The sequence below is a fragment of the Crossiella sp. CA-258035 genome (assembly GCF_030064675.1).
Lineage (GTDB): Bacteria > Actinomycetota > Actinomycetes > Mycobacteriales > Pseudonocardiaceae > Crossiella.
On sequence record NZ_CP116413.1, the window covers coordinates 629911 to 655443 of the forward strand.

At 70.8% G+C, this 25533-nt stretch carries 20 protein-coding genes; 11 read left to right on the plus strand and 9 right to left on the minus strand.

Annotated features, from left to right (window positions below; all coding sequences use genetic code 11):
• Positions 1-47: 47 nt before the first annotated feature.
• From N8J89_RS03040 to N8J89_RS03050, 3 genes are read right to left on the minus strand one after another with little or no spacing between them, the layout of a single operon-like run.
• Entirely contained in the window at positions 48-836 is a 789-nt protein-coding gene (locus N8J89_RS03040; RefSeq protein ID WP_283662833.1) for a transporter substrate-binding domain-containing protein, read from the minus strand.
• Between the two features lie 39 nt (positions 837-875).
• Entirely contained in the window at positions 876-1493 is a 618-nt protein-coding gene (locus tag N8J89_RS03045; protein WP_283662834.1) for a DUF4232 domain-containing protein, read from the minus strand.
• 46 nt (positions 1494-1539) lie between these two features.
• The gene (locus tag N8J89_RS03050) at positions 1540-2583 is read right to left on the minus strand and encodes a gamma-glutamylcyclotransferase family protein (RefSeq protein ID WP_283662835.1); all 1044 of its coding nucleotides are present in this window, start codon (positions 2581-2583) and stop codon (positions 1540-1542) included.
• A 185-nt stretch (positions 2584-2768) separates the two neighbouring features.
• Between N8J89_RS03050 and N8J89_RS03055 the strand changes: the two genes are divergently transcribed.
• The 3 genes from N8J89_RS03055 (at position 2769) to N8J89_RS03065 (ending at position 6244) form a co-directional block, all read left to right on the plus strand.
• Positions 2769-4388 (plus strand): glycosyl hydrolase family 8, encoded by a 1620-nt coding sequence (locus tag N8J89_RS03055; RefSeq protein WP_283662836.1) that lies wholly within the window; start codon positions 2769-2771, stop codon positions 4386-4388.
• A gap of 226 nt (positions 4389-4614) precedes the next feature.
• Positions 4615-5799, plus strand: coding sequence for a cytochrome P450 (locus tag N8J89_RS03060; RefSeq protein WP_283662837.1), 1185 nt, complete (start codon positions 4615-4617; stop codon positions 5797-5799).
• Positions 5800-5815: 16 nt separating this feature from the next.
• Complete coding sequence (locus tag N8J89_RS03065; RefSeq protein ID WP_283662838.1) at positions 5816-6244, plus strand: hypothetical protein; 429 nt, start codon at positions 5816-5818, stop codon at positions 6242-6244.
• A gap of 13 nt (positions 6245-6257) precedes the next feature.
• On the opposite strand, the gene N8J89_RS03070 is transcribed toward N8J89_RS03065, so the two are convergent.
• Positions 6258-6701 carry a hypothetical protein gene (locus N8J89_RS03070; protein WP_283662839.1) on the minus strand — a complete coding sequence of 148 codons (444 nt, stop codon included), beginning with the start codon at positions 6699-6701 and terminating at the stop codon, positions 6258-6260.
• A gap of 142 nt (positions 6702-6843) precedes the next feature.
• On the opposite strand from N8J89_RS03070, the gene N8J89_RS03075 reads away from it, so the two are divergent.
• The 4 genes from N8J89_RS03075 (at position 6844) to N8J89_RS03090 (ending at position 10694) form a co-directional block, all read left to right on the plus strand.
• Positions 6844-7722, plus strand: a complete 879-nt coding sequence (locus tag N8J89_RS03075; protein WP_283662840.1) for a helix-turn-helix domain-containing protein — start codon at positions 6844-6846, stop codon at positions 7720-7722.
• 12 nt (positions 7723-7734) lie between these two features.
• The gene (locus N8J89_RS03080) at positions 7735-7944 is read left to right on the plus strand and encodes a DUF397 domain-containing protein (protein WP_283662841.1); all 210 of its coding nucleotides are present in this window, start codon (positions 7735-7737) and stop codon (positions 7942-7944) included.
• Between the two features lie 139 nt (positions 7945-8083).
• The gene (locus N8J89_RS03085; RefSeq protein ID WP_283662842.1) at positions 8084-9961 is read left to right on the plus strand and encodes a glycoside hydrolase family 97 protein; all 1878 of its coding nucleotides are present in this window, start codon (positions 8084-8086) and stop codon (positions 9959-9961) included.
• A 142-nt stretch (positions 9962-10103) separates the two neighbouring features.
• Positions 10104-10694 carry an HAD family acid phosphatase gene (locus tag N8J89_RS03090; protein ID WP_283662843.1) on the plus strand — a complete coding sequence of 197 codons (591 nt, stop codon included), beginning with the start codon at positions 10104-10106 and terminating at the stop codon, positions 10692-10694.
• An 86-nt stretch (positions 10695-10780) separates the two neighbouring features.
• On the opposite strand, the gene N8J89_RS03095 is transcribed toward N8J89_RS03090, so the two are convergent.
• The gene (locus tag N8J89_RS03095) at positions 10781-11887 is read right to left on the minus strand and encodes a LacI family DNA-binding transcriptional regulator (protein ID WP_349497440.1); all 1107 of its coding nucleotides are present in this window, start codon (positions 11885-11887) and stop codon (positions 10781-10783) included.
• Between the two features lie 318 nt (positions 11888-12205).
• Complete coding sequence (locus N8J89_RS03100; protein WP_283662844.1) at positions 12206-13600, minus strand: LVIVD repeat-containing protein; 1395 nt, start codon at positions 13598-13600, stop codon at positions 12206-12208.
• A 177-nt stretch (positions 13601-13777) separates the two neighbouring features.
• Between N8J89_RS03100 and N8J89_RS03105 the strand changes: the two genes are divergently transcribed.
• The 3 genes from N8J89_RS03105 to N8J89_RS03115 all read left to right on the plus strand — a co-directional run bounded on the left by N8J89_RS03105 (position 13778) and on the right by N8J89_RS03115 (position 21117).
• Positions 13778-14422: a DUF305 domain-containing protein gene (locus N8J89_RS03105; protein ID WP_283662845.1), complete on the plus strand. Its 645-nt coding sequence runs from the start codon at positions 13778-13780 to the stop codon at positions 14420-14422.
• Between the two features lie 159 nt (positions 14423-14581).
• The gene (locus N8J89_RS03110) at positions 14582-17830 is read left to right on the plus strand and encodes a S8 family serine peptidase (protein ID WP_283662846.1); all 3249 of its coding nucleotides are present in this window, start codon (positions 14582-14584) and stop codon (positions 17828-17830) included.
• A gap of 98 nt (positions 17831-17928) precedes the next feature.
• On the plus strand, positions 17929-21117 hold the full coding sequence (locus tag N8J89_RS03115; protein WP_283662847.1) for a S8 family serine peptidase: 3189 nt from the start codon (positions 17929-17931) through the stop codon (positions 21115-21117).
• A gap of 9 nt (positions 21118-21126) precedes the next feature.
• On the opposite strand, the gene N8J89_RS03120 is transcribed toward N8J89_RS03115, so the two are convergent.
• Positions 21127-21432: a hypothetical protein gene (locus tag N8J89_RS03120; protein ID WP_252482437.1), complete on the minus strand. Its 306-nt coding sequence runs from the start codon at positions 21430-21432 to the stop codon at positions 21127-21129.
• A 243-nt stretch (positions 21433-21675) separates the two neighbouring features.
• Here N8J89_RS03120 and N8J89_RS03125 point away from each other — a divergent pair, with 243 nt between their 5' ends.
• Complete coding sequence (locus tag N8J89_RS03125) at positions 21676-22416, plus strand: GNAT family N-acetyltransferase (protein WP_283662848.1); 741 nt, start codon at positions 21676-21678, stop codon at positions 22414-22416.
• Here the strand turns inward: N8J89_RS03125 and N8J89_RS03130 are convergent.
• Together N8J89_RS03130 and N8J89_RS03135 are read right to left on the minus strand one after the other, a co-directional pair.
• Entirely contained in the window at positions 22413-24212 is a 1800-nt protein-coding gene (locus tag N8J89_RS03130; protein ID WP_283662849.1) for a glycosyl hydrolase family 18 protein, read from the minus strand. The genes N8J89_RS03125 and N8J89_RS03130 overlap by 4 nt on opposite strands.
• A gap of 392 nt (positions 24213-24604) precedes the next feature.
• Complete coding sequence (locus tag N8J89_RS03135; protein WP_283662850.1) at positions 24605-25498, minus strand: sigma-70 family RNA polymerase sigma factor; 894 nt, start codon at positions 25496-25498, stop codon at positions 24605-24607.
• Positions 25499-25533 lie beyond the last annotated feature (35 nt).

The following is a 25533-nucleotide window of genomic DNA, read 5'->3' on the forward strand; positions in this document are numbered from 1 at the left end:
GCGCCGCCGTTACCTTGATCGGCCGTTCGGGTGGCCGCTCGGGTGACTCACCCCAGCCATGGCTTGCTGATCCGGGCCCAGGTCCCGTCGTGCATCGCCAGGTTGAGCCACTGGTCCACCCACTGCTGGAAGACCACGTCGCCCAGCGGCACCAGGTAGGCCTTCTCGCTGAAGGTGAACGGCGTCTCCGGGTGCACCGCGCACAGCTCCGGGCGCTGCTTCGCCTGCCACTTGGTCTCGGTGGCGTCGGTCATCATCAGGTCGGCCCGGCCGGCGATGATCTCGTCGAAGATGGTGTTGTTGTCCGGGTGCGGCACGATGGTTGCGCGCTTGAGGCTGGCGCGGGCGAACTGCTCGTTGGTGCCGCCGGGGTTGACCACCACGCGCACTCCCGGCTGGTCGATCTGCTCCAGGGTCTGTAATCGATCTTTGTTCTCGCAGCGGGTGATCGGGGTCTTGCCGTCGCGGACGTAGGCCTTGCTGTAGAAGGCCTGCCGGGCGCGGTCCAGGGTGATCGAGATGCCGCCGACGGCCAGGTCGCAGTGCCTGCGGAAGTCGGGCAGCAGGGTTTTCCAGGTGGTCGGCACGATCTTGAGCCGGACCCCCAGCCGGGTGGCCAGGTCGCGGGCCAGGTCGATGTCGATGCCGGTCCAGGTGCCGTCCTGGGCGCGGTAGGTGAACGGGCGGTAGTCGCCGGTGCTGCACACCCGCAGCTCACCGCGCGCGGTCACCACGTCGAGACGGCTGCGGGTCCCGGCCTCCCCGGCGGGGGCGGCCGAGGACACGCCGCCGACCAGCAACAGGGCGAGCACCAGCGGCAGGATTCTGTGCTTCATCCGGCCACCCAACCCGCCGGTGCTCACCAGGTCAACGGGTCACAGCGGGTGGTAGGCCGAGCCTTCGATCTTGCCCTGCTGGCAGACCGGGCCGAGGGACCAGGCCAGCTCGAACGGGTTGCGCTCGTCCGGCGGGATCACGCTGATCTTGGCGGGAGAGGGCTGGCACTGGCCGGTGGTCGGCTCCCCTTCACCGGGGACCGCGCCCCAGTGCAGATCCTTGGCCGCCTTGCCGCCCGGTCGCAGCGTGACCAGCTTCGGGCCGGGGTTGGCCTTGCGCTCCAGCTTGGTGCGCAGCGCGTGGCCCGAGCCGTCCAGCAGGGCGAGGCCGCCGTAGCCGTAGAGCGTGCAGTTGCTCTTGCCGGTGTTGGTCACCACCAGGGTGGCGTAGCGCTGGCCCGCGCCGGAGTCGCCCGGCTTGAGCTCGCCGCGCAGTTGCTCCGCGGTGCACCGTCCGACCTGCGCCTCGGCGGTGACCTCCGGCGGCTGTTCCTTGGCCGCGGGACTGGTGGCGGGGCTGGTCGGCTCGGTGCTGGCGGTGGTGCTCAGGCCACTCGGCGGGCCGCTGCCGGGGGACTGGGCGGTGGGCTGCCCGCAGGCGGCCGTCACCAGGGCCAGCGCGGACAGCGCGAGTAGAGGTCGAAAACGCACGGTCATGTCTCCTCCCGAGTCAGCCCCCTCGGGTTTCCCGCTGCGACGATCTTCACACGTGCCCGGCAGGCCAGCCCGGCACCACGCGCAAGCCCGCGGTGGCCGCGGCGTAGACGTAGGTCCAGCACACCGTGCCGTCGGCCAGCGCGATCCGGATCCGCCGATATTCCTCGCCCTCGTACTCATCCAGCACCGGCAGCGCGGCCACCGGGTCGGCCAACGGCAACAGCCAGCCAGGCACCTCCTCCCCGGTACCCGGCAGCAGGCCGGGATAACCCTCGCCGGTGTCGTAGAGCGTGCCGGGCACCGCGGCCCGCACCGGCCGGCCGCCGACCAGCGGGGCAGCCAGTGACCAGGCCGAACAGCCCGGTTGCAGGGTGCCGTAGACGAACACCCGGTCGGGCCACAACGCCGGGCCGGGCTCGCCGGTGACCTCGGTGACGGCCAGCCCGCAGGACCCCGGTTCGCCGCGCAGGTCGCGGGCCGCGTGCTGCGGCAGGTCCGCACAGTGCACCGGCAGGCCGTCCACCAGCAGCGGCTCGCGCTCCGGGGCGCGGGCCACGTAGGAGAGCACGCCGTCCAGGTGCGCGCCGGTGCCCAGCGTCACCCGTCCGGTGTGCACCCTGGCCAGCTGGTAGCGCACGCCCCTGCCCTCCACCACGTCCAGCACCCGCAGTTGCGCCGGCGTGGCCAGCCAGACCGCGTGCGTCTCGGTGACCCCAGGGGCGGAGGCCAGGGTGGCCGGGCGGGCGCCGTCGCGGGCCCGGAAACCGAAGGCCCACACCGCGGCCAGGTCCTGGCAGCGCACCCGCAGCACCACCACCGCGCCGTCCAGCCCCAGGTTCCGCCGCAGCCAGGTGATCTTGGCCGGGTTGCGGTTGGAGCCGTAGGTCAGCACCGGCAGCCTGGCCGCCAGCGGCGGCTCACCGCGCCGGGCCAGCCACTCGTCCAGGTCCAGGCCGTCCACCTCGGCCCCGGCCCCGGTCTCGCGCAGCGGGTGGGCCCGGCCGTCGGCGTGCACGTAGGAGGTGGGCGGCACCGCGCCCGGGTAGGGGTCGGCGGGGAAGTCCTCGTCGCGGTACACCAGCCCAGCCAACCATCGACTTTCGTCAGCGGCACCGCGCGGTTGGTCTGGTTGGCACAAACGATTGTGCCGACCGGACCAGTTTTCGCGTTAATGGAGAGGAAAGTTCCCTAACGACCTTGACGCTCAACGTGGCCTGGGTCACCCTCGGATCCCCTGCTGTCGCTCTCCCGATCCCGCTAGTCGGAGGACGCGAAATGACCCCTTCACCTCGGCTGCTCGCCGGAGTCATGATCACTACCCTGGCCGCGGGCCTGTGCGCCGGCGCGGGCACCGCCGCCGCCGCGACCAACCTCGCGCTCGGCGCGGCCGTCACCACCTCCAGCGCCGAGGACGCCACCCTGGCCGGCGGCAAGGCGGTGGACGGCGACGCGGCCACCAGGTGGGCCAGCGCGGAGGGCGCCGATCCACAGTGGATCCAGCTGGACCTGCGCGCGGTCAAGGACATCCGGCGGATCCGGCTCAACTGGGAGACCGCCTACGGCAAGGCCTACCGGATCGAGGCATCCGACGACGGCAGCGCCTGGCGCTCGCTGCACAGCACCAGCACCGGCGACGGCGGCATCGACGACATCGGGGTCAGCACCACCGCCCGGTACCTGAAGCTGACCGGCACCCAGCGCGGCACGACCTACGGTTACTCACTGTGGGAGTTCGAGGCCTACGGCGCGGACGGCCAGGAACCACCGCCCGCCAACGGTTATCTGCCCGGCACCCTGCGGCCCTCGGTCTCCCAGGCCGAGCAGGACCAGGTGCTGCTGCGCTACTACCAGCAGTGGAAGGCCAACTTCCTGACCGACCGCTGCGGTGGCGGCCAGTGGGCGGTGCACTCGGTGGACGCCGACCACCCGTTCGTCGGCGAGGGCCAGGGCTACGGCATGACCATCACCGCGCTGATGGCCGAGGCCGACCCGCAGGCGCGCACCTACTTCGACGGCATCCTGCGCTACGTCAAGAACCACCCCTCGGTCATCGACCGCGACCTGCACGCCGCCGAGCAGAACGAGAGCTGCGTCAGCGTCAACGGCAGCGACTCGGCCACCGACTCCGACCTGGAGATCGCCTACGCGCTGCTGATCGCCGACCGCAAGTGGGGCAGCGGCGGCACCTACAACTACAAGCGGGAAGCGCTCCGGATCATCGCCGCGATCAAGCGCAGCGAGATCCACCAGACCAGCAAGCTGCCGCTGGTGGCCGACTGGGCCACCTCGGGGAACTACCCGAACGGCTCGCGCACCTCGGACTGGATGCCCGGCCACTTCCGCGCCTTCGCCCGAGCCACCGGCGACTCCTTCTGGCACCAGGTGCGCACGGCCACCGAGAACGCGACCACCAAGCTCCAGCAGCAGTTCGCGCCGAACACCGGTCTGCTGCCCGACTTCGTGGTGAACACGCTGTCCTCGGTGCGGCCGGCCCGGGGCAAGTTCCTGGAGAACGAGTTCACCGACGGCAAGTACAGCTGGAACGCCTGCCGGGACCCGTGGCGGCTGGGCGCGGACGCGATCACCGCCGGCGGCAGCGCCGCGCAGGCCCAGGCGCGCAAGATGAACGCCTGGGTCAAGCAGGCCACCGGCGGCGACCCGAACCGGATCGCCAGGAGCTACGACCTCAACGGCTCGGTGGTGGAGAGCGGCAGCTCAGCGGCCTTCTTCGCACCGTTCGCGGTGGCCGCGATGACCGACCCGGGCAGCCAGGCCTGGCTGGACCGGTTGTGGGCCAAGCTCGCCGGCACCTCGCTGAGCACCACCGACTACTACGCGAGCAGCATCCAGGTGCAGGTGTTGATCATCCTCGCCGGGCGGCTCGTCACCCCGTGACCGATTTCCGACAAAAGAGACGATCGGGGGTTGTCCGGAGGTGGGCCGAAGACCAGTCTTTCGGGGTGTTGGGAGCGGTCTCACGGAACTCGGTTGAACCGGTCCGGCACCGCGATCCGTACCAGGTACAGCAGGTCGCACCATGAACGTGAGGGGTTGTCCGTCTGGCGGCGGGGGCAACCCCTCACCCCTTTCGAAGTCCGGGAGCGCCGGGTTTGATGGACCGGTGCCCCCGGACTACCCGCCGAGCCGGGTGAACCCGCTGGACCCGCCACCGCGGTTCGCGCAGCTGCGCGCGAGCGAGCCGGTCTCGCTGGTGCGCACCCCGCACGGGGAGTCGGTCTACCTCATCACCCGGCACGCCGACGCCCGGTTCGTGCTCAGCGATCCGCGCTTCTCCAGCGACCCGGCCAGTCCCGGCTTCCCGCAGCTCCGGCCCGCGCCCGAGGGTCCGCGCGCGCCCGGCACATTCCTGTCGATGGACCCGCCGGAACACGGCCGGTACCGGCGGATGCTCACCGGCGAGTTCACCGTGCGCCGGATGGCCGCGCTGCGCCCAGCGGTCCGGGCGCGGGCGCGGGAGTGCCTGGCCGGACTGCTGGCCGAGGGAGCACCCGCCGACCTGGTGGCCGGGTTCGCCAAGCCGCTGCCGGTGCTGGTGATCTGCGACCTGCTCGGCGTGCCGCTGGCCGACCGCGAGTTCTTCGGCAGCCGCAGCGAGGTCCAGCTGGACCGCTCCCGGCCGGGGGCCGAGGTCACCACAGCCATGGCCGAGCTGTGGGACTACCTGGACGGCCTGGTCGCGGCCAAGATCGCCGACCCCGGCGAGGACCTGCTCGGCAGGCTGGTGCGGCGGCGGGTGCGCACCGGTGAGCTGAGCCGGGCCGAGCTGGTCGGCATGAGCAGGCTGCTGCTGGTCGCCGGGCACGAGACCACCGCCAACATGATCGGCATCGGCATGTTGCTGCTGCTCCGGCAGCCTCAGCTGTGGGCGGCGCTGCTGGCCGATCCGCACCTGGTGCCCGCCGCGGTGGAGGAGCTGCTGCGGCACGCCAGCGTGGTGCAGCAGGGCGTGGTGCGGGCGGTGGTGGGCGCGGCCGAGGTCGGCGGCGTCCGGCTGGCGCCCGGCGACGGGGTGATCGTCTCGCTGTCCTCGGCCAACCGGGACGAGGCGGTCTACGCCGAACCGGACCAGCTCGTCCCGCACCGCCGCGGCGCGCCGCACCTGGCCTTCGGACACGGGGTGCACCAGTGCCTCGGCCAGTTGCTGGCCAGGACCGAACTGACCGAGGCCGTGCGCGCTCTGTTGCCGGTTACCGGTCTGCGGCTGGCTATTGCCCCCGAACAGGTGAAGTTCCGGCACGAGATGGCGGTTTACGGAGTGCGGACCCTGCCGGTTGAGTGGGACTGATTTCCGGGAGGACGAGATGACGACGCCTCAACGCGCCCACCGGCGCTTGGTGCAGCGCACCTACGGCACCCTCGCCGATCCCGCGGACGCCGCGCGGACCTGGGCCGACCTGGCCGGACTGGTGCGCGGGGCCGGCTCCTTCGACCCGAGCTGCACCACCTTCGTGGCCGCCTTCGACACCGAGGTCCCGGCCGGCGGCGAGGCCGCCTACCGGCACCTGCTGCTGATGGCCGAGGAGGACGAGCGCAGGCACGCCTCCGAGGACCCCGCGCCGCCGCGGCGCACCGGGGTGGACTTCGTGATCACGGTGGCCGGGCAGCGGTTCTTCGTCAGCCTGTTGTTGCTGGCCGCGCCCGCGCTCTCGTTCACGCCGTGCGCGCAGTTCACCAGGGGCACGGCGATACCGGCGCCGCGCTGCTCGGAAACCCCGGTGCTGTGGGACTAGACCTGCTCTGGGACTAGTCCGGCTCGGCCGCTCGCGGCTCGGGCAGCGGGCCGGGCCCGCGTTCCAGGTCCGCGCTGTGCGCGGCCACCGCGGCCCACAGCAGCGCCTCCCGGCGGCGGGTGATGCCGACCAGCACGATCACCAGCATGAGCAGCGCGCCGACCGCGCAGCCGCTGGCCAGGAATCGCGGCACGTGAAAACTGTGCAGCGTCACCGAGACGGCGACCAGCGTGAATCCCACCAGCGCGGTGTAGACCAGCAGCGAGGAGCGGCGGTCGAAGGCGCGGAATTCGATGCTGCGTTCGCGCAGTGAGCCCAGCAGCAATCGTTGGTCACGTAGCGACATGTGCATGTATTCGGCAATGCGTTCCTCAATCGGATCCAGCCCGTCGGCCCGGAGCCGGAGGGTGCTGGCCGAATGCGCGGTGGGCGACGGAAAGGTCGCCGGCGTGGCCATGGTGCGTCCTTTCCGCTGCGGATCGCCGGGGGTCACTCGAATGAGTGAGACGGGGTGGCCTGTACCGTGTGGCCCTCCCAGACTTGTCGCACAGTAAAACAGAATGTTCCATTTTCCACATCCCTCGATGGTGTAACTGTGCGTGCCGGAGGTTGACGAGGAGGACCGCGTGGCCGAGAGCCCCACGGTGCGCAGGCGGCACGTCGGCGCGGAGCTGCGCAGGCTGCGCGAGTCGGCGGGACGGGACCGGGAGAGCGCGGCCGAGCTACTGGACTGCTCGCTGTCCAAGATCACCAAGATCGAGCTGGGCAACGTCGCGGTGAAGAAGGCCGAGCTGGAGAAGCTGCTCGACTTCTACGCCGCGCCCGCCGACCTGTCAGCGTCCTTGCTGGTCATCGCGGCTGAGGCGAAGAAGCGCGGCTGGTGGTCCAAGTACGGCAAGGCGGTGCCGGACTGGTTCCGCACCTTCGTCGGGCTGGAGTCGGCCGCCTCCGAGATGCGGGTCTACGAGGCCGAGCTGATCACCGGGGTGCTGCAGACCGAGGCGTACACCAGGGCGGTGATCGCCGCGGTCAGTCCGGAGCTGGACGACGACCAGGTGGCCCGGCTGGTCCGGGTGCGCGCCGAGCGGCAGGCGCGGCTGCTCGGCGGTGACCCTCAGCGACTGAACCTGATCATGAGCGAGGCCGCGGTCCGGCGAATGGTGGGCGGTCCGGCAGTGATGCGAGAACAACTCACATTTCTGGCCGAGGTGCAGCGGCGGCCCAACGTGACCATCCAGGTGTTGCCTTTGCGGTCCGGGGCGCATGCCGCCATCGGATTCACCTTCACCATGCTCCGTTTTCCGGACGAACCCGCGCCGACGCTGGTTTATCTGGAAGACCTGACCTCGGCCGTCTATCTCGATGAAGCCGCGGATTTGGACGTGTATAAGCTCGCCTTCGACCGCTTGCAAGCGTTGGCACTCGGCCCGGCCGAGTCCGTCGCACTCATGGAGCGGGTAGTGAGTGAATTCGAGTAAATAGGGGTCAGTATGTTGTCCTCCGGCCTTTCCTACGCCACCTGGCGCACGTCCAGCCGCAGCAGCGGCAACGGCGGCCAGTGCGTGGAGGTCGCCATCGTTCCGGACGTCGTCGGCGTCCGGGACTCCAAGAACGCCAGAGGTCCCGCCCTGGTGTTCACTCCGGGCGCGTGGGGCACGTTCCAGTCCACGCTGCGGGCGGGGTCCTTCGACCTGGTCTAGCTCGGGTGTAGCGCGACGGGCGGTCGGCACGGTCGGCCGCCCTTTTTTCATGCGAAGTCTGCAAACGTATACAGGAGTACCTGATCCGACCCGGTTGACTCGGACCTGCCGTCCGCCAGGTATCCGGGAGGAACGCACGATGAGACGACGAACGCCGCGGCAGCGCGGCGGCCGGATCGCGCTGGTCTGTGTGCTGGCCACGAGCGCGGTCGCGCTCAGCCTGCCAGCGGTCGGCAGCGCGAGCACTCCGACGAACTGGCAGCTCACCGCCCCTGGCCCGCGCGCGGTGCCGGGTGCGGCCGCGAGTCCTTCGGCCGAGGTGGACCTGGGTCCGGACGGGCGGCTGAAGCTGACCGTGCGCCGGGGCGGGACCACCCTGCTGGAGCCCTCCGCGCTGGGCGTGGAGACCGCGTACGCCGATTTCACCAGCGGCCTGCGGTTCAGCGGGATCAGCCAGCGCGCGATCCAGGAGAAGTACACCACCAGCGTGGGCAAGCGCCGCGAGCACAGCACCGAGGCGGCCGAGACCACCCTGCGCTTCACCAAGGACGGCCACCGGATCGACCTGGTGGTCCGGGTCGCCGCGGACGGCGTGGCCTACCGCTACGTGCTCTCCGGGCCGAAGTGGGTGACCGTGGTCGGCGAGGCGTCCGAGTTCGCCGTCCCGGCCACCGCGCACTCGGTGCTGCTGCCCTTCGACAACGGGCGCGGGGACTACGAGTCGGCGCACAAGCACGGCACGGTGGCCCAGGCCGAGGCCGCCGAGTACGGCTATCCCGCGCTGTTCCGGGTCGAGGACAGCTGGCTGCTGCTGGCTGAGTCCGATGTGGACGGTCGCTACGGCGGCTCCCGGGTGCGGCTGGACCCGGCGGAGAAGAAGTTCAAGCTGGTGCTGCCGGACCCGGCGGAGGTGAGCACCGGCCCGCTGGCCACGCCCTGGCGCACCATGGTCATCGGCGACCTGGCCACGGTGACCGAGAGCGACCTGATCACCGACCTGGCCCCGCCGTCCAAGATCGCGGACACCTCGTGGATCAAGCCGGGGGTCGCGGCCTGGTCCTGGTGGGCGCTGGGGACAGGGGATCTGGCCCTGCAGAAGCGTTACGTGGACTACGCGAGCAAGCAGGGCTGGGAGTACAACCTGGTCGACTCGGGCTGGGCGGACTCCTGGATCCCTGAGCTGGTCGCCTACTCCAAGGCGCGCAACGTGGACACCTGGCTGTGGGTGCGCTGGCAGACCATCGACACCCCCAGCGAGCTGGAACGGCTGTTCAAGCGGTACCAGGACTGGGGCGTGGTCGGCCTGAAGATCGACTTCGTGGAGTCCGACGGCCAGGACCGGATGCGCTGGTACGACCTGGTGTTCGCGGCCGCGGCCAAGTACAAGCTGATGCTCAACTTCCACGGCGCGCCGATCCCGCGCGGCACCGAGCGCACCTGGCCGCACGTGATGACGGTGGAGGCGGTCAAGGGCGCGGAGGGCACCAAGCCGAGGCCGGGCCGGGAGCCGTTCCCGATCGAGCACTACCTGACCCTGCCGTTCACCAGGAACCTGACCGGCTCGATGGACTTCACCCCGGTGACCTTCAGCGGGGTGCGGCCCAACTCCGACGCCGGTGAGCTGGCGCTGTCGGTGCTCTACGAGTCCGGGGTGCAGCACTTCGCGGACAGCCCGGAGAGCTACGCCAAGCAGCCACTGGCCGAGGAGCTGCTGCGCGCGGTGCCCGCGGTCTGGGACGAGACCAAGCTGCTGGCCGGCGATCCCGGCAAGCACGCGGTGATCGCCCGGCGCGGCGGCGCGGAGTGGTACGTGGGCGCGGCGCTGGCGGGGGAGGGGCGCAACCTCGATGCCGCGCTGTCCTTCCTGCCCGCGGGTGAGTGGACCGCGGACATCTACGCCGACGGTCCCGAGGGCAAGATCGTCCGCACCAGCCAGCGGGTGCACCGGGACAGCACGCTGTCGGTGCCGGTGGCCAAGAACGGCGGCTACACCGTCCGCCTGCGGCCGAATGGCTGATCGAAAAATTTCACGAAGATTGTTCGCGTTTCCGCCGTTCGGTGCTACCGACCGGTAAACCTCGCGGTCACGCTGTCGTCACGCGCCTTCGCTGCACTTCACCGGCGCGTGACGACAGCGCGCGGACTGCCGAGGAGGCGACATGCGGTTGCGGAGTGCCCTGGTCGGGGCGATCACGGTGGCGGCACTGGGGCTGGGCACGCCCGCGGCGCTGGCCGCGCCCGCCGCCCCCGCGGAGGCAGCGGCGGCCAAGCCCCCGTACGAGACCTGGATCCGCGATGTCACCGTGGTGACCGGCCAGCTCACCACCTACCTGGACGGCAGGCTGCCCGGCGGCGGCAAGAAGGCCGTGGTCTTCGACATCGACAACACCACGCTGGAGACCGCCTACAACTTCGGCGTGCCCACCCCGGCGATCCCGCCGGTGCTCAAGGCGGCCAAGCGGGCCAGGGAACAGGGCGCGGCGATCTTCTTCGTGACCAACCGCCCGTACGTGCTCGGCCTGCCCACCGAGGACAACCTCAAGCGGGTCGGCTACCCGGTGGACGGCCTCTACCTGCGTCCCTGGTTCAACTTCGACCCGACCGAGAAGGTCAAGACCGAGGCCAGGATCTCGATCGAGAAGCTCGGCTACACCATCGTGGCCAACGTCGGCAACAACACCTGGGACCTGGTCGGCGGCCACGCCGAGCGCACCTTCAAGCTGCCGGACTACGACGGCGCGCTGGACTGAGGCGGCTGACGGCACAAACGTGGGCGCCACCCTGACCCGGTGGCGCCCACGAATGTTCGCGCTTGCTTGGTCCTGCCTGGTCTTGCTTACGCCGAGGGCGCCGGTGCGGTCGAGGCCCGCACCACCAGCTCCGGCGGTGTCGGGAGCACCAGCTTGCTCGGCCGGTGTCCCTGGAGCACCTGCAACAGCATGTGGGCCGAGGCTCGGCCCAGCTCGCGCTGCGGTGTCTTCACCGCGGTCAGCGGAGGATCGGTGTGCGCGGCGACGATGTGCTCGTCGATGGCGATCACGCTGAGGTCGTGCGGGACCGAAAGACCCAGCTCGCGGGCCGCGCTGAGGGTGCCCAGCGCGCTCAGCAGGTTCGCCACCACCAACGCGGTCGGCCGTTGCGCGGCCGGCGCGTCCAGGATGTGCAGGGCCGCCTGGTGGCCGCCCCGCCAGTGGAAGTTGCCGTCGCAGATCCATTCCGGGCGCACGGTGAGCCCGTGCGACCGCATGGCCGCGGCGAAACCCTGGCGCCGCCGCAGACCCGTGTCGGTGCGCAGCGGTCCGCTCACGTGACCGATCCGCCGGTGCCCCAGTTCCACCAGGTGATCGACCATGATCGAGACGTTGTGCACCTCGTCCATCACCACCGCGGCCGGATAGCCGGGGGTGCCACGCTGCACGAGCACCATGGGCAGGTGCTCGCGGGTGGCCCACTCCTGGATGTTCGGGTCGTCGACGCTGGCGAAGGCCACCAGCACGCCGTCCACCTTGCCTTCGAGCCCGAGCTTGTCGTAGGCGTTGCCCGCACCCTCGCCACTGCCCGCCTCGACGACCATCAGGGTGTAGTCCTGTTCGGTCGCCACCTCCTGGACGCCACGCATTATCTGCGTGAAACCGAAGTTGTCCAGGTCCGGCACGAGCAGCCCGATGGCCTGTTGTCGTTGCAGGCGCAGGGCGCGCGCCTGCGCGTTCGGCCGGTAGCCGAGCGCTTCGGCGGCGTCGAGCACCCGCTGCCGTGTCTCCGCCCGATAGGCGGTGTCCTGACCCCGCAACAGCCGGGAGGCTGTCGACACATCCACCCCGGCCGCCGCCGCCACCTCGCGCAAGGTCGGCCGATCACGCCGCCGACTTCGAGTGAGGGACAAGGACGCGCCGGGCGAAACTGCCACTGGCCGCCAGCCAGCGGCCTCTGGCCGAGTTACCACTCCAACCCCCTTGAACCCCCTCCGGTACAGCCGTCACTCTAGGGGGTTTGACGGCAGCTGAGCGTGGGCTGTCCAGGTGTCTCGGTGATCCCCACCCGAACGGCCGCAGCACACGACCGGAAGCCCGGCGCGGCTGGAACTCCTGGCTGCCGGACGCTACGCCGAACAGGCTCCTGGGACGACATTCGGCAACAGCGATGGTTTAGAGAAGCTGTGGCAGGCAATCGGTTTCTGTTCCCGGACGTGAAAACGGGGGCGCCGCATCCTCGCCGACTGGCAAGAAAGCGACACCCCCGCCGGGTGTGTCGAGTTAGGACATCAGCCGAAGTAACGGCCCTGGGTCTGCACGTTCAGCTCGTCGAAGTGCTGGAGCTTGGCCCAGTCGGTGCGCCAGTCGTCGAGCCGGAGCACGTCGAAGCCCTTCTGGATGTCCGAGGAGTAGATGTAACCGTTGTACCAGTAGGCCGACCAGGAGCCGCCGGTCTTCAGCTCGGTGTCCGAGAGCGGCCCGCGCTCCCAGAAACCGATCTCCTTGGGCTTGCTGGAGTCGGTGAAGTCGAACACCGACACGCCGCCCTGGTACCAGGCCTGGACCATGATGTCCTTGCCGGGAACCGGGATCAGCGAGCCGTTGTGCGCGACGCAGTTCTCGGTGTCCTTCTGCGGACGCGGGATCTTGAAGTAGCTGCGGAAGACCAGCTTGCGCTTGTCGCCCTTGCCCACGATGTCGTAGATGCCGTTCGCACCGCGCTTGTCGCCGGTCTTGGCGTTGCAGGTCGCGCCGCCGCCACCGCCGAGCTCGTCGGTGAAGATGACCTTGTCGCCGCGGTTGTTGAAGGTCGCGGAGTGCCAGAACGCGAAGTTCACGTCATCGCGCACCCGCTCGATCACCCTCGGCTTCTCCCGGTCGGAGATGTCGAAGAGGATGCCGTCACCCATGCACGCGCCCGCCGCCAGGTCGAGCTTGGGGTAGACGGTGATGTCGTGGCAGCCCGAGGTCGCGGACAGGTCCGGGTTGGTCGGGTTCTGCCCGGGGTTGCCGCCGTCCGGGAACAGCACCGGCGCGGAGATGACCTTGGCCGAGGCCGGGTCGCGCAGCGGCACCTTCACGATGGAGATCTTGTCGTGCGGCGGCTGGCAGTCCGGGAAGGACGCCGACGGGGCGTAGGAGGAGCTGTACAGGTACACGTTCTTGTTGCCCTTTTCGGGCACCAGGGTGTGCGTGTGCGACCCGCAGTCGTTCTCCACCGAGGCGACGTACTTCGGGTTGCGCACATCGCTGATGTCGAAGATCTTCACACCCTCCCAGGACTCCTTGACCGTGGCCGGCTGGCTCACGTTCTCGCAGGAGTCGTTGCTGCGGGAGGAGTCGGTGGACAGGAAGAGCAGGTTCCCGTGCACCGAGACGTCGTTCTGCCCACCGGGGCAGAGCACCTGGGCGACGCGCTTCGGCTTCGCCGGACGGCGGATGTCGAAGATGTCGAAGCCGTTGTAGTTGCCCACGAAGGCGTAGTCGCCCTGGAAGGCCATGTCGGTGCCGAGCGCGTTCTCCGGCGCGAACGGACCGGACTTGGGCAGGTTCGCGACCTGCCGCAGGTTCTTGCTGCTGACGATCTGGTCAACGCCGGGAATGCCGTCGGTCGGCTCGGCGGCCACGGCAGGCGCGGCGGCGAACGTGGAGGCGGCGACAAGCGCGGCCCCGGACAGCACCATCAAAACTCGGCGCGTTGTGCGTTGGGTAGACGCCACCCTCAAAGCTCCCATCGCGTGACGGCTGGATCTGTGCAGTATCTCTGTCAGGTTTGGGTAAGGAAACAGCCTTTCGCCATCCGCTGCACACAGTTTTTCCAGGTTCCCACCAGGCGGACATCCCAGGTAGCGTCGCCGCTCGTGAGCCGTCTGCCGCTGAAATCCGGGGTCCTTGCCGCCTTCGCCGCCCTGGCGCTCACTGCCTGTACCGGCAACGGCACGCAGGGTGCGCCGCCGGAGACCACCGAGCAGGTGCCGGTGATCGCACCGGGCAAGCCGGGCGAGTCCGCGAAGACCCTGTCCAGCATGCCGCCGATCGCCGAGCGGCCGCCCGGTGATGCCGACTTCAGCTACGTGTCCATGATGATTCCGCATCACCGGCAGGCGCTGGAGATGACCGCGCTGGTCGCCGACCGCGCCCAGCACCAGGACGTGCGCGGGCTGGCCGGCCGGATCGAGGGCGCGCAGGCCCCGGAGATCCAGGCCATGGAGGGTTACCTGAAGCGGCACAACAAGCCGGTGCCCAGCGCGCACGGCGGGCACGCCGGCAGCAGCGCCATGCCCGGTATGGCCTCCTTCGCGGACATGGTGCGGCTCAAGGACGCCAGGGGCGCGGAGTTCGACCGGATGTTCGTGCGGCTGATGATCGCCCACCACGAGGGCGCGGTGAAGATGGCCAACGACGTGCTGGCCACCGGGCACGACATCTTCGTGGAGGAGATGGCCCAGGACGTCATCGCCACCCAGACCGACGAGATCAAGCGGATGCGCGAAATCAAGGTCTGAACCGTTTCCGGCGGAAGTCTTGACGCACAACCGTTATCTCTCCCCGGTAACGTCCACAGTGGACTGTATTGAACAGTATTGACTGGGCCATTTGCGGCATTGAACTTCGCTGGTCGCCGGGTTCTGCTCTTGGGCATCGTTCCCAGGAAGGGACCAGCCGTGACCAACCCGAACACCCGCCGCTGGCGTGCGCCTGCCGCGGCCGTACTGGCCGCAGCGCTGGGCACCGCCGCCTTCGGCCTGGCCGCACCGGCCGCCGCGGCGCCGCAGCAGCCGCCCCAGGCGGACAAGCAACTGGACAAGCGTGACCGTGAGCTGCTGGCCGAGGCCGCGCGCGAGGGCAAGCAGCGCGTGACCCTGCTGGTGGCCGCGGGCAAGGGCCGCACCGACAAGGCCGTCGAGGAGCTCCGCTCGCTCGGCGGCGAGGTGGAGACCACCGAGAAGTCGGTGGACTACGTCAAGGTGTCGGTGCCGAGGGAGAAGGCCGAGCAGGCCGCGAAGCTGAAGTCGGTGGACGCCATCGACATCGACGCGGTCATCCCGGTCGACGACCCGCGCCCGCAGCCCAACGGCGCCGTGCAGCCGTTGCCGCAGAAGGCCCCCGACGCCAAGACCCCCCGGGTCAACCCCTACCTGCCGACCGGTGACATCGGCGCCGCGCAGTTCGGGCAGACGCTGCCGTTCTGGGACGGCCGCGGCACCACCGTGGCGATCCTGGACTCCGGCGTCGACCTGGACCACCCGGCGCTGGCCACCACCAGCACCGGCGAGCGCAAGATCGTGGACTGGTACACCGCGAACTCGCCCACCTCCGGCGACGGCACCTGGGTCGCGATGACCAAGACCGGCCGCACCGGCAAGTTCACCGAGGGCGGCCGCGAGTGGACCGCGCCGGCCACCGGTGGCCCGTACTCCTTCGGCCTGTTCAAGGAGACCGCGCAGGACCTGGGCGCGGCGGGCAGCGAGATCGGCGGCGACGTCAACCGGGACGGCGACCGCGCCGACTCCTGGGGCGTGCTGCAGGACGTCACCACCAAGGAGGTCCGGGTCGACCTCAACGGCGACGGTGACTTCACCAACGACAAGTCGATGATCGACTACAAGGTCAAGCAGGACGTCCAGCACTTCGGCGCGGACAAGCCGGCCACCAAGGACGTGGTCGAGCGGATGGCCTTCGTGGTGCAGACCGACCGCTCCATCTACGACAACGGCGGCACCCCGTACGTCAACCTGGGCATGGCCTCGGGCTCGCACGGTTCGCACGTGGCCGGTATCGCGGCCGGTAACAAGCTCTTCGGCGGCAACATCGCCGGTGGCGCGCCGGGCGCGAAGCTGATCTCGATCAAGGCCTGCCTGTCCAGCCCCGGCTGCACCTCCAGCGGGCTGATCGACGGCGTGCTCTACGCCGCGCGCAACGGCGCGGACGTCATCAACATCTCCATCGGCGGGCTGCCCGGTCTCAACGACGGCAACAACGCCCGTGCCGCGCTCTACAACCGCACCATCGCCGAGTACAAGATGCAGATCTTCATCTCGGCCGGCAACAGCGGCGCCGGCGCGAACACCGTCGGCGACCCCTCGGTGGCCACCGACGCGGTGAGCGTGGGCTCCTCGATCACCGCCGAGACCTGGCTGAGCAACTACGGCTCGGAGGCCGCGGCCAAGGAGGGCCTGCACCCGTTCTCCTCGCGCGGTCCGGCCGAGGACGGCGGCTTCAAGCCGAACATCATCGCCCCGGGCTCGGCGGTCTCCACCACGCTGCTCTGGCAGGCGCCCGGCCCGACCGCGGGCACCTACACCCTGCCCGCCGGGTACTCGATGTTCAACGGCACCTCGATGGCCTCCCCGCAGGCCACCGGCGCGGCCGCGCTGCTGCTCAGCGCGTACAAGGCCACCCACGGCGGCCAGCGCCCCACCCCGGCCCAGCTGCGCACCGCGATCTACTCCAGCGCCAAGTTCCTGCCGAACCTGGGCGCCTACGAGCAGGGCGCGGGCAAGTTCGACGTGTGGGGCGCGTTCTTCGCCCTGCAGCGCGGCCCGGCCACCGACACGGTGCGCACCGAGGTCGAGGTGGACACCTCGCTGGAGGGCCAGCTGGCCAAGCCCGGTTTCGGCGTCGGCATCCACGACCGCGAGGGCGTGACCGTCGGCAAGGCCTACACCAGGACCTACACCCTGACCCGGACCTCCGGCGCGGCGGGCGACCGCCGGTTCTCGGTGGACTGGGTGGGCAACGACGGCACCTTCTCCTCGGCCCGCTCGGTGCAGCTGCCGCTGAACACGCCGGTGAAGTTCGAGGTCAAGGTCAACCCGAAGGCCGCGGGCGCGCACTCGGCGCTGCTGCGGCTGGACAACCCGGCCACGCCGGGCATCGACCACCAGGGCCTGGCCGCGGTCTTCGCCGCCCAGGACTTCACCGCGGCCGCTGGCTACAAGGTGACCGCCTCCGGTGAGATCGGCCGCAACCAGGCCAAGTCGGTGTTCGTCCGGGTGCCGCAGGGCGCCAGCGCGCTCAAGATCGACCTGAACGCCGGTGGCCCGGCAGGCAAGGGCCAGGTGCGCTTCCTGCGCTTCGACCCGACCGGGGTGCCGAAGGACGTCACCTCGACCACCAACTGCTACAACCCGGACGCGGGCGCGGGCTGCTCTGGCGGCACGCCGGCCAGCCGCACCATCACCAACCCGCTGCCGGGCGTGTGGGAGATCATCATCGAGGCCCGCCGGACCTCGGATGTGAAGCTCGCGCCGTTCTCGGTCAGCGCCGAGGTGCTGGGCACCAAGATCACCCCGAACCCGGACGTGATCCCGACCGCGGCGGTGGGCACGCCGGTGCAGCGCCAGTACACGGTGACCAACTCGCTGGCCGGGTTCACCGGCAAGCTGGTCGGCGGCACCCTGTCCAGCGCCAGGACCGACCGGCCGAGCATCGCCAACGGGGCCGTGCAGCAGTACGACGTCACCGTGCCCGCCGGTGCGAGCAGCTTCACCGCGACCATCGGCAGCACCGCCGACGCCGCGGCCGACCTGGACCTGGTGGTGCAGAACTGCACCAGCGGCAGCTGCGTGGACGCCGGTTCCAGCGCGGACGGCGACTCCGAGGAGTCGGTGACCATCGCCAACCCGGCCGCCGGCAAGTGGCGCGTGGTGGTCGACGGCTACTCGGTGCCCGCGGGCACCACCGCCTACGACTACCTGGACTCCTTCGTCTCGGCGGCGCTGGGCGGCATCGCGGTGACCGACACCGACGCCACCCGCGCCGCGGGGGCCACCTGGACCGCGCCGGCGAGCATCACCGTCGCCGGGCAGCCGGGGGAGGGCAGGCACCTGCGGGGCGACCTGCTGGTGCAGACCGCGGACAAGGTGACCGTCGGCCGTGGCGCCGTGCGGATCCAGGCCGTGACCGGCTGACCAACTGAATGATCGGACGACCCCGCCTGGGCTGCACTCCCGGGCGGGGTCGTTCTCTTCGGAGCGCCGGGACCGTCCATTGTGGATACCGTGCCAGCGTGACCACACCGCCTCGCCTGGTGCTCCTGCTCGTCAGCGCGGTCCTGGCCGCGACCGGACTCGCCGCGCTGCCCGCGGCCGCCGCGCCGCCGGTGAAACAGCTGGACAAGGCCGACCGCGGCCGGATCGCCGAGGCGCGCGGCGCCGGGCAGTCCACGGTGACCCTGGTGGTCGCCGCCGAGCAGGGCCACGTGGGCGCGGCCGAGACCGAGCTGCGCGAGCTGGGCGGGGTGGTGCGCGCGGCCGAGCCCGCGGTGGGCTACCTCAAGGTCGAGCTGCCCGCCGCGCAGGCGGAGCGGGCCGTGGCGCTGGCCTCGGTCAAGGCCGTGGACGTGGAGCACCTGGTGCACCGGGAGGACCCGCGGCCGCAGGGCGCGGACCAGCCGCTGCCGCAGTCGCCGCCCGGCCCGCTGACCCCGCGCGCCAACCCGTACCTGCCCACCAGGGACATCGGCGCGGCGGACTTCCCCGCCGACGGACGCGGCGTGCTGATCGCGATCCTGGACTCCGGCGTGGACCTCGACCACCCGGCGCTGGCCACAACCAGCACCGGCGAGCGCAAGATCGTGGACTGGCACAACGCGAACGCCCCTGACTCGGGTGACGGCGGCTGGGTCGAGATGACCACGAAGCTCCACAATGGACGGTTCCGCGAGCAGGACCGGGACTGGGTGGCGCCGGCCGGGGGCGGCCCGTTCTCCTTCGGCCTGCTCACCGAGGTCGCGGGTGACCTCGGCGCCAAGAACAGCGAGGTCGGCGGCGACCTCAACCGGGACGGCGACCGCACGGACTCCTGGGGCGTGTTGCAGGACACCGCGAGCAAGCAGGTCAGGGTGGACCTCAACGGCGACCGCGACTTCACCAACGACCGGCCGATGACCGACTACAAGGTCGGCTACGACGTCGGCCACTTCGGCGCGGACCGCCCGGAGACCGCGGTGCTGGACCGGATCGCCTTCGTGGTGCAGACCGACCGCTCCACCTACGACGGCCAGGCCACGCCGTATGTGAACATCGGGGTGGCGGGCGGCCTGCACGGTTCGCACGTGGCCGGCATCGCGGCCGGGCACAAGCTCTTCGGCGGGGCGATGGCCGGTGCCGCCCCCGGCGCGCAGCTCATGTCGGTCAAGGCCTGCCTGGCCAGTCCCGGCTGCACCAACAGCGGCTTGCTGGACGGGGTGCTCTACGCCGCGCGCAACGGCGCGGACATCGTCAACATCTCCATCGGCGGGCTGCCCGCGCTCAACAACGGCGACGATGCCGTGGCCGCGCTCTACAACCGCACCATCGCCGAGTACAAGATGCAGCTCGTCATCTCGGCTGGCAACGACGGCGCGGGCGCGAACACCGTTGGCGAGCCAGGCGCGACCGTGGACGCGGTGACCGTCGGCTCCTCGATCACCGCCGAGACCTGGCTGAGCAACTACGGTTCGGTGACACCGGTCCAGCAGGGCCTGCACTCCTACTCCTCGCGCGGACCGGCCGAGGACGGCGGCTTCAAGCCGAACATCATCGCCCCCGGCGCGGCGATATCCACGGTGCCGCAATGGCAAGAGCCCTCGCCGATCCCTGGCACCTACCCGCTGCCCACCGGGTACGCGATGCTCAACGGCACCTCGATGGCCGCCCCGCAGGCCACCGGCGGCGCGGCCCTGCTGATCGGCGCGCACAAGGCGCGGCACGGCTCCCGGCCCGATCCGGCCGCGCTGCGCAACGCGATCTACTCCACCGCGAAGTTCCTGCCGAACCTGGGCGCGTATGAACAAGGTGTCGGCCTGCTCGACGTGCCGGCCGCTTTCCGTGCCCTGCAACGAGGTCCGGCCCCGGAGAAGATCACCGCCGAGGTGCCGGTGCGGACCGTCCTCTCCGGCGAGCTGGCCAAACCCCATGTGGGCGCCGGCATCCACGACCGCGAGGGCGTTTCCGTCGGCCAGACCTACACCCGCACCTACACGCTGACCCGCACCACCGGCACGGCCAACCGCGCCTGGCACCGGGTGCAGTGGGTCGGCGACGACGGCACCTTCAGCTCGGCCAGCGGCATCCGGCTGCCGCTGAACGAGCCGGTGCGGCTGGACGTGACGATCACCCCGCGCACCGCGGGCGCGCATTCGGCCTTGCTGCGCATCGACAACCCGGCCACCCCCGGCGTCGACCTGGTCACCCTCAACACGGTGTTCGCGCCGCTGGAACTGGGCGCTGCCAACGGTTTCACCGCCGGCGGCAGCGGCGAGGTCGGCCGCAACGGCACCCGCTCCACCTTCGTCAGGGTGCCCGAGGGCACGACCGGGCTGAAGATCGACCTGGTCGGTGGCGGCGCGCCCGGCCAGGGACAGCTGCGCTTCCTGCCGTTCACCCCGTCCGGTCTGCCGTACGAGAAGACCGGTTCCGTGCTCTGCTACCAGCCCGACGCCGGCGGCGGCTGCCCCACCGGCGCACCGGCCAGCCGCACCGTGCTGTCACCGATGCCGGGGGTCTGGGAGATCGTGGTGGACGCCCGGCGCACCTCCGACGCGCTCACCGCGCCGTTCACCGTGACCGCGGCCGCGCTGGCGATCAAGGTCCAGCCGGATCCGGACGTGCTGACCTCGGTGACCCGCGGCGCACCGCAGGCCAGGGAGTACCGGCTGCACAGCACGATGGCCCCGTTCACCGGGCGGCTGACCGGCGGGCCGATGGGCAGCGCCCGCCCACTGCGGCCCACCATCGCCACCGGAGCCCAGCAGAGCCACGAGCTCACCGTGCCCGAGGGCGCCACCTCGCTGACCGTGCGCACCGGCAACCCGGCCGACCCCGGCACGGACCTGGACCTGGTGGTCTTCGACTGCTCCAGCGGCGACTGCGTGCAGGCGGGCCAGAGCGCCGGGTCCAGCGCGGCGGAGGAGGTGACCATCGACAACCCCAGGGCCGGGCGCTGGCGGGCGGTGGTCGACGGCTACGCGATTCCCGGCGGCAGCACCGAATACGACTACCTGGACCGCTACGCCGCGCCCTCGCTGGGCGTGGTCGAGGTGACCGACGAGGACCGGCTGCGGGAGACCGGCAGCCAGTGGACAGCGCCGGGACTGGTGATCGCGCGCAGCGGCCTCACCGAGGGGCGCGAGCTGCGCGGGGAGCTGCGGGTGCGCACCACCGCCGAGGGCGTGGCCGCGGTCGGCGGCGTGGAGGTGCGCGCCGTCAGCGGGTGAACCGGCTGATCACGACGGCCCCACACCGGGCTGCACTCCCGGTGTGGGGTCGTCTCGCGGGATCAGCCGATCCAGTTCCACTGAGGTGACGGAGGGCAGCGCGGCGGCTCGTTCCACGGCGTCGAGGGGCACATCGACCCGCAGATATCCGACCGCACCGTCACTGACCTCCACAGTCGCTCCGAGTTCGCGTAGCCCCTTGGTGACCTTGTCGGTCGCCCCGGGTTCGGTGAACACCATGAGCAGCATGGTCTTCCGGCCCTCCTGACGGGCCTTGGCCACCTGCTGGCGTTGCGCCTCATCGAGCTTGCGCACTGGCGACTCGCTACTGACCTGCGTACTGGGCGAACCACTTGCGGTGGGCGAGGGCGGGGAACCGGCCTGGGGCCGCGCGCCGCATGAGCCGAGGACCAGGGCGGCCGTGACCGCGAACACCCCGGCGCCGGCTCGGCAGAGCGGACCCATCCGAACTCCTCTTCTCCTCGTCCCAACCGCAAGGACGGAAGGCCGGGGAAAGTCGGTTGCACCCGAGTTGCGGATGAATAAAGATACATTCTTATGCATACTCAGTCGATCTCGTTCGGGCGGCTCGCGTCAGCCGCATGGCCGGGCCTGCACGTCCGCGAGGTGGACGGCTGGCTGCTGCGCAGCGCGGGCGGCGTGACCAACCGGGCCAACTCGGTGCTGGCCGAGGGCGAACCGGCCGATGTCGAGGCCGCGCTGGCCGAGGTCGAACGGCACTACGCCCGGCTCGGCCAGCCCAGCGTGTTCCAGGTCAGCCCGGACAGCAGGCCGGCTGACCTGGACGAGCTGCTCGCCGCCCGCGGCTACCGGGTGGTCAGCCCGGTCCACGGCCAGACCGCGGCCATCCCCGAGGCGCTGGCCGCCCTCGGCGAGCAGACCCGGCACCCGGTGGTCACCGGGGAACCGACGGAGAGCTGGCTGGACCTGTACTGGGCGCAGAACGGCCAGACCGACCCGGCGAGCCGGTTCATCACCCAGCAGATCCTGGCCGCGGTGCCGGGCGGGTATGCCGAGCTGGACGGCCAGGCCCTGGTCCGGGGCGCGCTGGTGCGGGACTGGGTGGGCATCTTCGGCATGTGGGTCGACCCGGCCGCCCGCGGCAAGGGCCTGGCCCGCGCGGTGCTCGCCGGCCTGCTGCGCTGGGCAGCGGACCGGGGAGCGACCCACGCGTTTCTCCAGGTGATGGTGGACAACACCGTCGCCCAGCGGCTGTACGCCAGTGCCGGGTTCAGCACGGTCAGCAGCTACCACTACCGCGTGCTGGACCGCCCCTAGCCGAGGAAGGGATCGGCCATCGCGTTGAGCAGGCTGTGCTGGGCGTCGTCGTCGGAGAGCTCCCACATGAACGTGCCGCGCAGCCCGGTCTGCTTGGCGTAGGCCGCCTTCACCGCGATGGAGGCCGGGTCCTCGTAGCTGATGAAGGTGTTGGTGGCGGCGTTGTACAGGTAGGGCGCCTGCGCGGTGGCGTGCCGGAGCTGTTGCCAGGCCGGGTTGTTCAGGTACTCGGCCTTGATCGTCTTCCACTGCGGCGCGTTGATGGTGCCGGTGTAGGGCACAAAAAGCCCCTTCTTGGCATCGGCCTGCGGGTCGCTGCTGGTGAAGCCGCGGGAGTAGAACGGCGTGCCCAGCACCATCTTGTCCTTGGGCACCCCGTGCCGCAGGTAGTGCTCGATGCCGCCGACCACGTTGTTGCCGCCCTTCATCGGCTCCGCGGTCGGGTCCTCGGCGGCGGCCCGCATCGGCGCGTTGAACATCGAGATCGGCGAGTAGCCGGTGCCCATGTCGTAGGTCATCACGTTGTAGAAGTCGAGTGCGGAGGCCACCTCGGCCAGCTCGAAGCTCTCCGCCACGTCGTAGGGCCCGTCGTCCTGGAACCGCCCGACCGGCGTGGCCGCGATCAACTGGAGCCTGCGGCCCTGCGCGGTGCCGGTGGCGTCGATCTGCCTGCGGAACTCCTGGAACAGCAGGGTGGCGTTGCGCTTGTCCTCCGGCCGCTTGGTGATGATGCCGCCGGAGACCGGGAACTCCCAGTCGATGTCGATGCCGTCGAAGACGTCCTTGTGCTGCTTGAGGTAGAGCTCGACGCAGGAGCTGACGAAGGCGGCACGGGAGGCCGCGGTCAGCGCCCCGTCGGAGAACCCGTCCGCGCCCCAGCCGCCCAGCGAGATGATCACGTTGAGGTACGGGTGCCGCTGCTGGAGCGCGCGCAGCTCGGCGAAGTGGTTCAGCGCGGCGGCACTGGGCGCCTGGCACCGCCCGCCCTGCACCGAACCGAAGGCGTAGTACAGGTGGGTCAGCTTCTGCGCCGGGATCCGCGACACCGGGAACCCGGTCCAGCCCGCGTAGTACGCGCCGACGATGCCGCTCTTGGGCGCGCTGCCGTCGGCCTGCGTGCTGCCGGTGACGGCCTGGCTGCGCGCGGACTCGTTGCCCGCCGCATCGACCGCGGTCACCGCGTAGGTGTGCGTGCTTTCCGGCGCCAGTCCCGAAATCACCGCCTCCGCGCCGGTGCTGGTCGCGACCACGGCCGAGCCCTCGTACACCCGGTACCCCGTCACCCCCACATTGTCCGTGGCCGCGTTCCAGGCCAGCGTCAGACTGCTCGCGCTGCTCGAGGCCACCCGCAACCCACCCGGCACACTCGGCGCCTGGGTGTCCACCGGCCCGCCCGCGCACGGCGCGCCGTTGATCGTGCAGCCGACCGGCCCGCCGAACGCGCCGGTGAAGCTGCCGTTGAAGCCCACGGTCACGCTCTGGCCCGCGCCGATGACGCCGTTCCAGGACAGCGCCCGCACGGTGTTCCGGTTGCCGGACACCGAGTGCTGCCCGTTCCACAGACTCCTCACCCGGACGTTGGCGGGCAGGTCGAACACCAGCTCCCAGCCGCTGGCGGCGGCGTCACCGGTGTTGCGGATGGTGTACTGCGCGCCGAACCCGGAGTCCCAGGTCCCGGTGGTGGCGAAGCTCGCGGACAGCTGCGCCGCCGCGCTCGCCGAGGGGGGTGTCAGGAGGCCGGAGAGCAGGAGCAGTCCGGACGACATGGCCAGCAGACGGGTACGCGGATGGGACACCGGAAAGTCCTCCAGCAGCTCGTGCGGTGGCGGCGGCGAGCGCTCCGAGCTTGTGGTCTAGACCTATTCGCTGTCAAGCAAGGGCAGCCATCCGGACCCCCGCGGACACGCCACTTCGGCCTTGCCGGTCACCGGTAAACGGGACTCGTTTTCGCAGGTAGCAGGCCCGGATCGACGTTAGCGGTGGTATTGGCGCGCGAACTAGCGTTGACTCCGCTGCCCCGGGCGCCCGGAACCCCTCACCAGGGAGTCGCCCGGACCGCGCGCGACCGGCCCCCGATTTCCCTCGGCCCCGAGACCCGGGGGCCGGTCAGCCCCGCCCGCGCACCCCAGTCAGGACCTCCCCGTCCCAGGGACGAAGAGGTCCCCCCTGACGGCCTCCCGCACCCCCATCACCCGAGTAGCGTCACTTCCAGCCGCCCGAGTCGCTCCGGGTCGGCCACGACGTCGATGCCGACGATCCGATCGTCGACAACGGTGAACGCGAACGCCACCAGGGCCTGATCGCCCCTGGGCAGCACCGCGCCCACCACGCCGTCGAGCAGTGCCGGCCGGACCACGGTGGCCCGTCCGGCGAAGGTCCGCGCGATCACCTCGGCGCCCCGCAGCTCGGCTGCCAGTGGCGGTGCACCGATGCCCGCGTTGGCCGAGGCCCCGGCGACGGCCAGCTGGTCGGCGCGGAGCTCGACATCGGGATCGAGCACCGCGAGCAGTGCCGCCAGGTCGCCGTTACGGGAGGCGGCCAGGAACGCCTCCACCACGGCGCGCTGCCGGTGCTGGTCCGGTTCCAGCTCGGCCGGCGCACCCCGCACCCGGCGGCGGGCGCGGCTGGCCAGCTGCCGGGTGGCCGCGACCGAGCGACCGACGATGGGCGCGATCTCGTCGAAGGCGACACCGAAGAGGTCGTGCAACACGAAGGCGAGCCGCTCGGCGGGCGCGAGCGTCTCCAACACGACAAGGAGCGCAACACCAACAGAGTCCGCGAGCACCGCTTCCTGCTCCGGCCCATCAGTCCCGTCGGGCAGCTCGGGCGCGTACGACCCGTGCAGCTCCTCGCGCCGGGACCGCTTGGACCGCAGCATGTCCAGGCACACCCGGCCCACCACGGTGGTCAGCCAGCCGGTGAGGTTGTCCACCTGCCCGGCATCGGCCCGGCTGAGCCGGAACCAGGTCTCCTGCACCGCGTCCTCGGCTTCGGCGCGCGAGCCGAGCACGCGGAAGGCCACTGCCAGCAGGTGGCCCCGGTTCTCCTCGAACCGGGCCGCGAGCAGATCGTGTTCGTCCATCGGTCACATTCCTTCGCCGGGGTCCGTCATACCGC

Coding starts and splice junctions, on each gene's coding strand:
- N8J89_RS03040 (WP_283662833.1), bottom strand. CDS start 836: ATGAAGCACAGAATCCTGCCGCTGGTGCTCGCCCTGTTGCTGGTCGGC.
- N8J89_RS03045 (WP_283662834.1), bottom strand. CDS start 1,493: ATGACCGTGCGTTTTCGACCTCTACTCGCGCTGTCCGCGCTGGCCCTG.
- N8J89_RS03055 (WP_283662836.1), top strand. CDS start 2,769: ATGACCCCTTCACCTCGGCTGCTCGCCGGAGTCATGATCACTACCCTG.
- N8J89_RS03065 (WP_283662838.1), top strand. CDS start 5,816: ATGACGACGCCTCAACGCGCCCACCGGCGCTTGGTGCAGCGCACCTAC.
- N8J89_RS03070 (WP_283662839.1), bottom strand. CDS start 6,701: ATGGCCACGCCGGCGACCTTTCCGTCGCCCACCGCGCATTCGGCCAGC.
- N8J89_RS03080 (WP_283662841.1), top strand. CDS start 7,735: ATGTTGTCCTCCGGCCTTTCCTACGCCACCTGGCGCACGTCCAGCCGC.
- N8J89_RS03085 (WP_283662842.1), top strand. CDS start 8,084: ATGAGACGACGAACGCCGCGGCAGCGCGGCGGCCGGATCGCGCTGGTC.
- N8J89_RS03090 (WP_283662843.1), top strand. CDS start 10,104: ATGCGGTTGCGGAGTGCCCTGGTCGGGGCGATCACGGTGGCGGCACTG.
- N8J89_RS03100 (WP_283662844.1), bottom strand. CDS start 13,600: ATGGTGCTGTCCGGGGCCGCGCTTGTCGCCGCCTCCACGTTCGCCGCC.
- N8J89_RS03125 (WP_283662848.1), top strand. CDS start 21,676: ATGCATACTCAGTCGATCTCGTTCGGGCGGCTCGCGTCAGCCGCATGG.
- N8J89_RS03135 (WP_283662850.1), bottom strand. CDS start 25,498: ATGGACGAACACGATCTGCTCGCGGCCCGGTTCGAGGAGAACCGGGGC.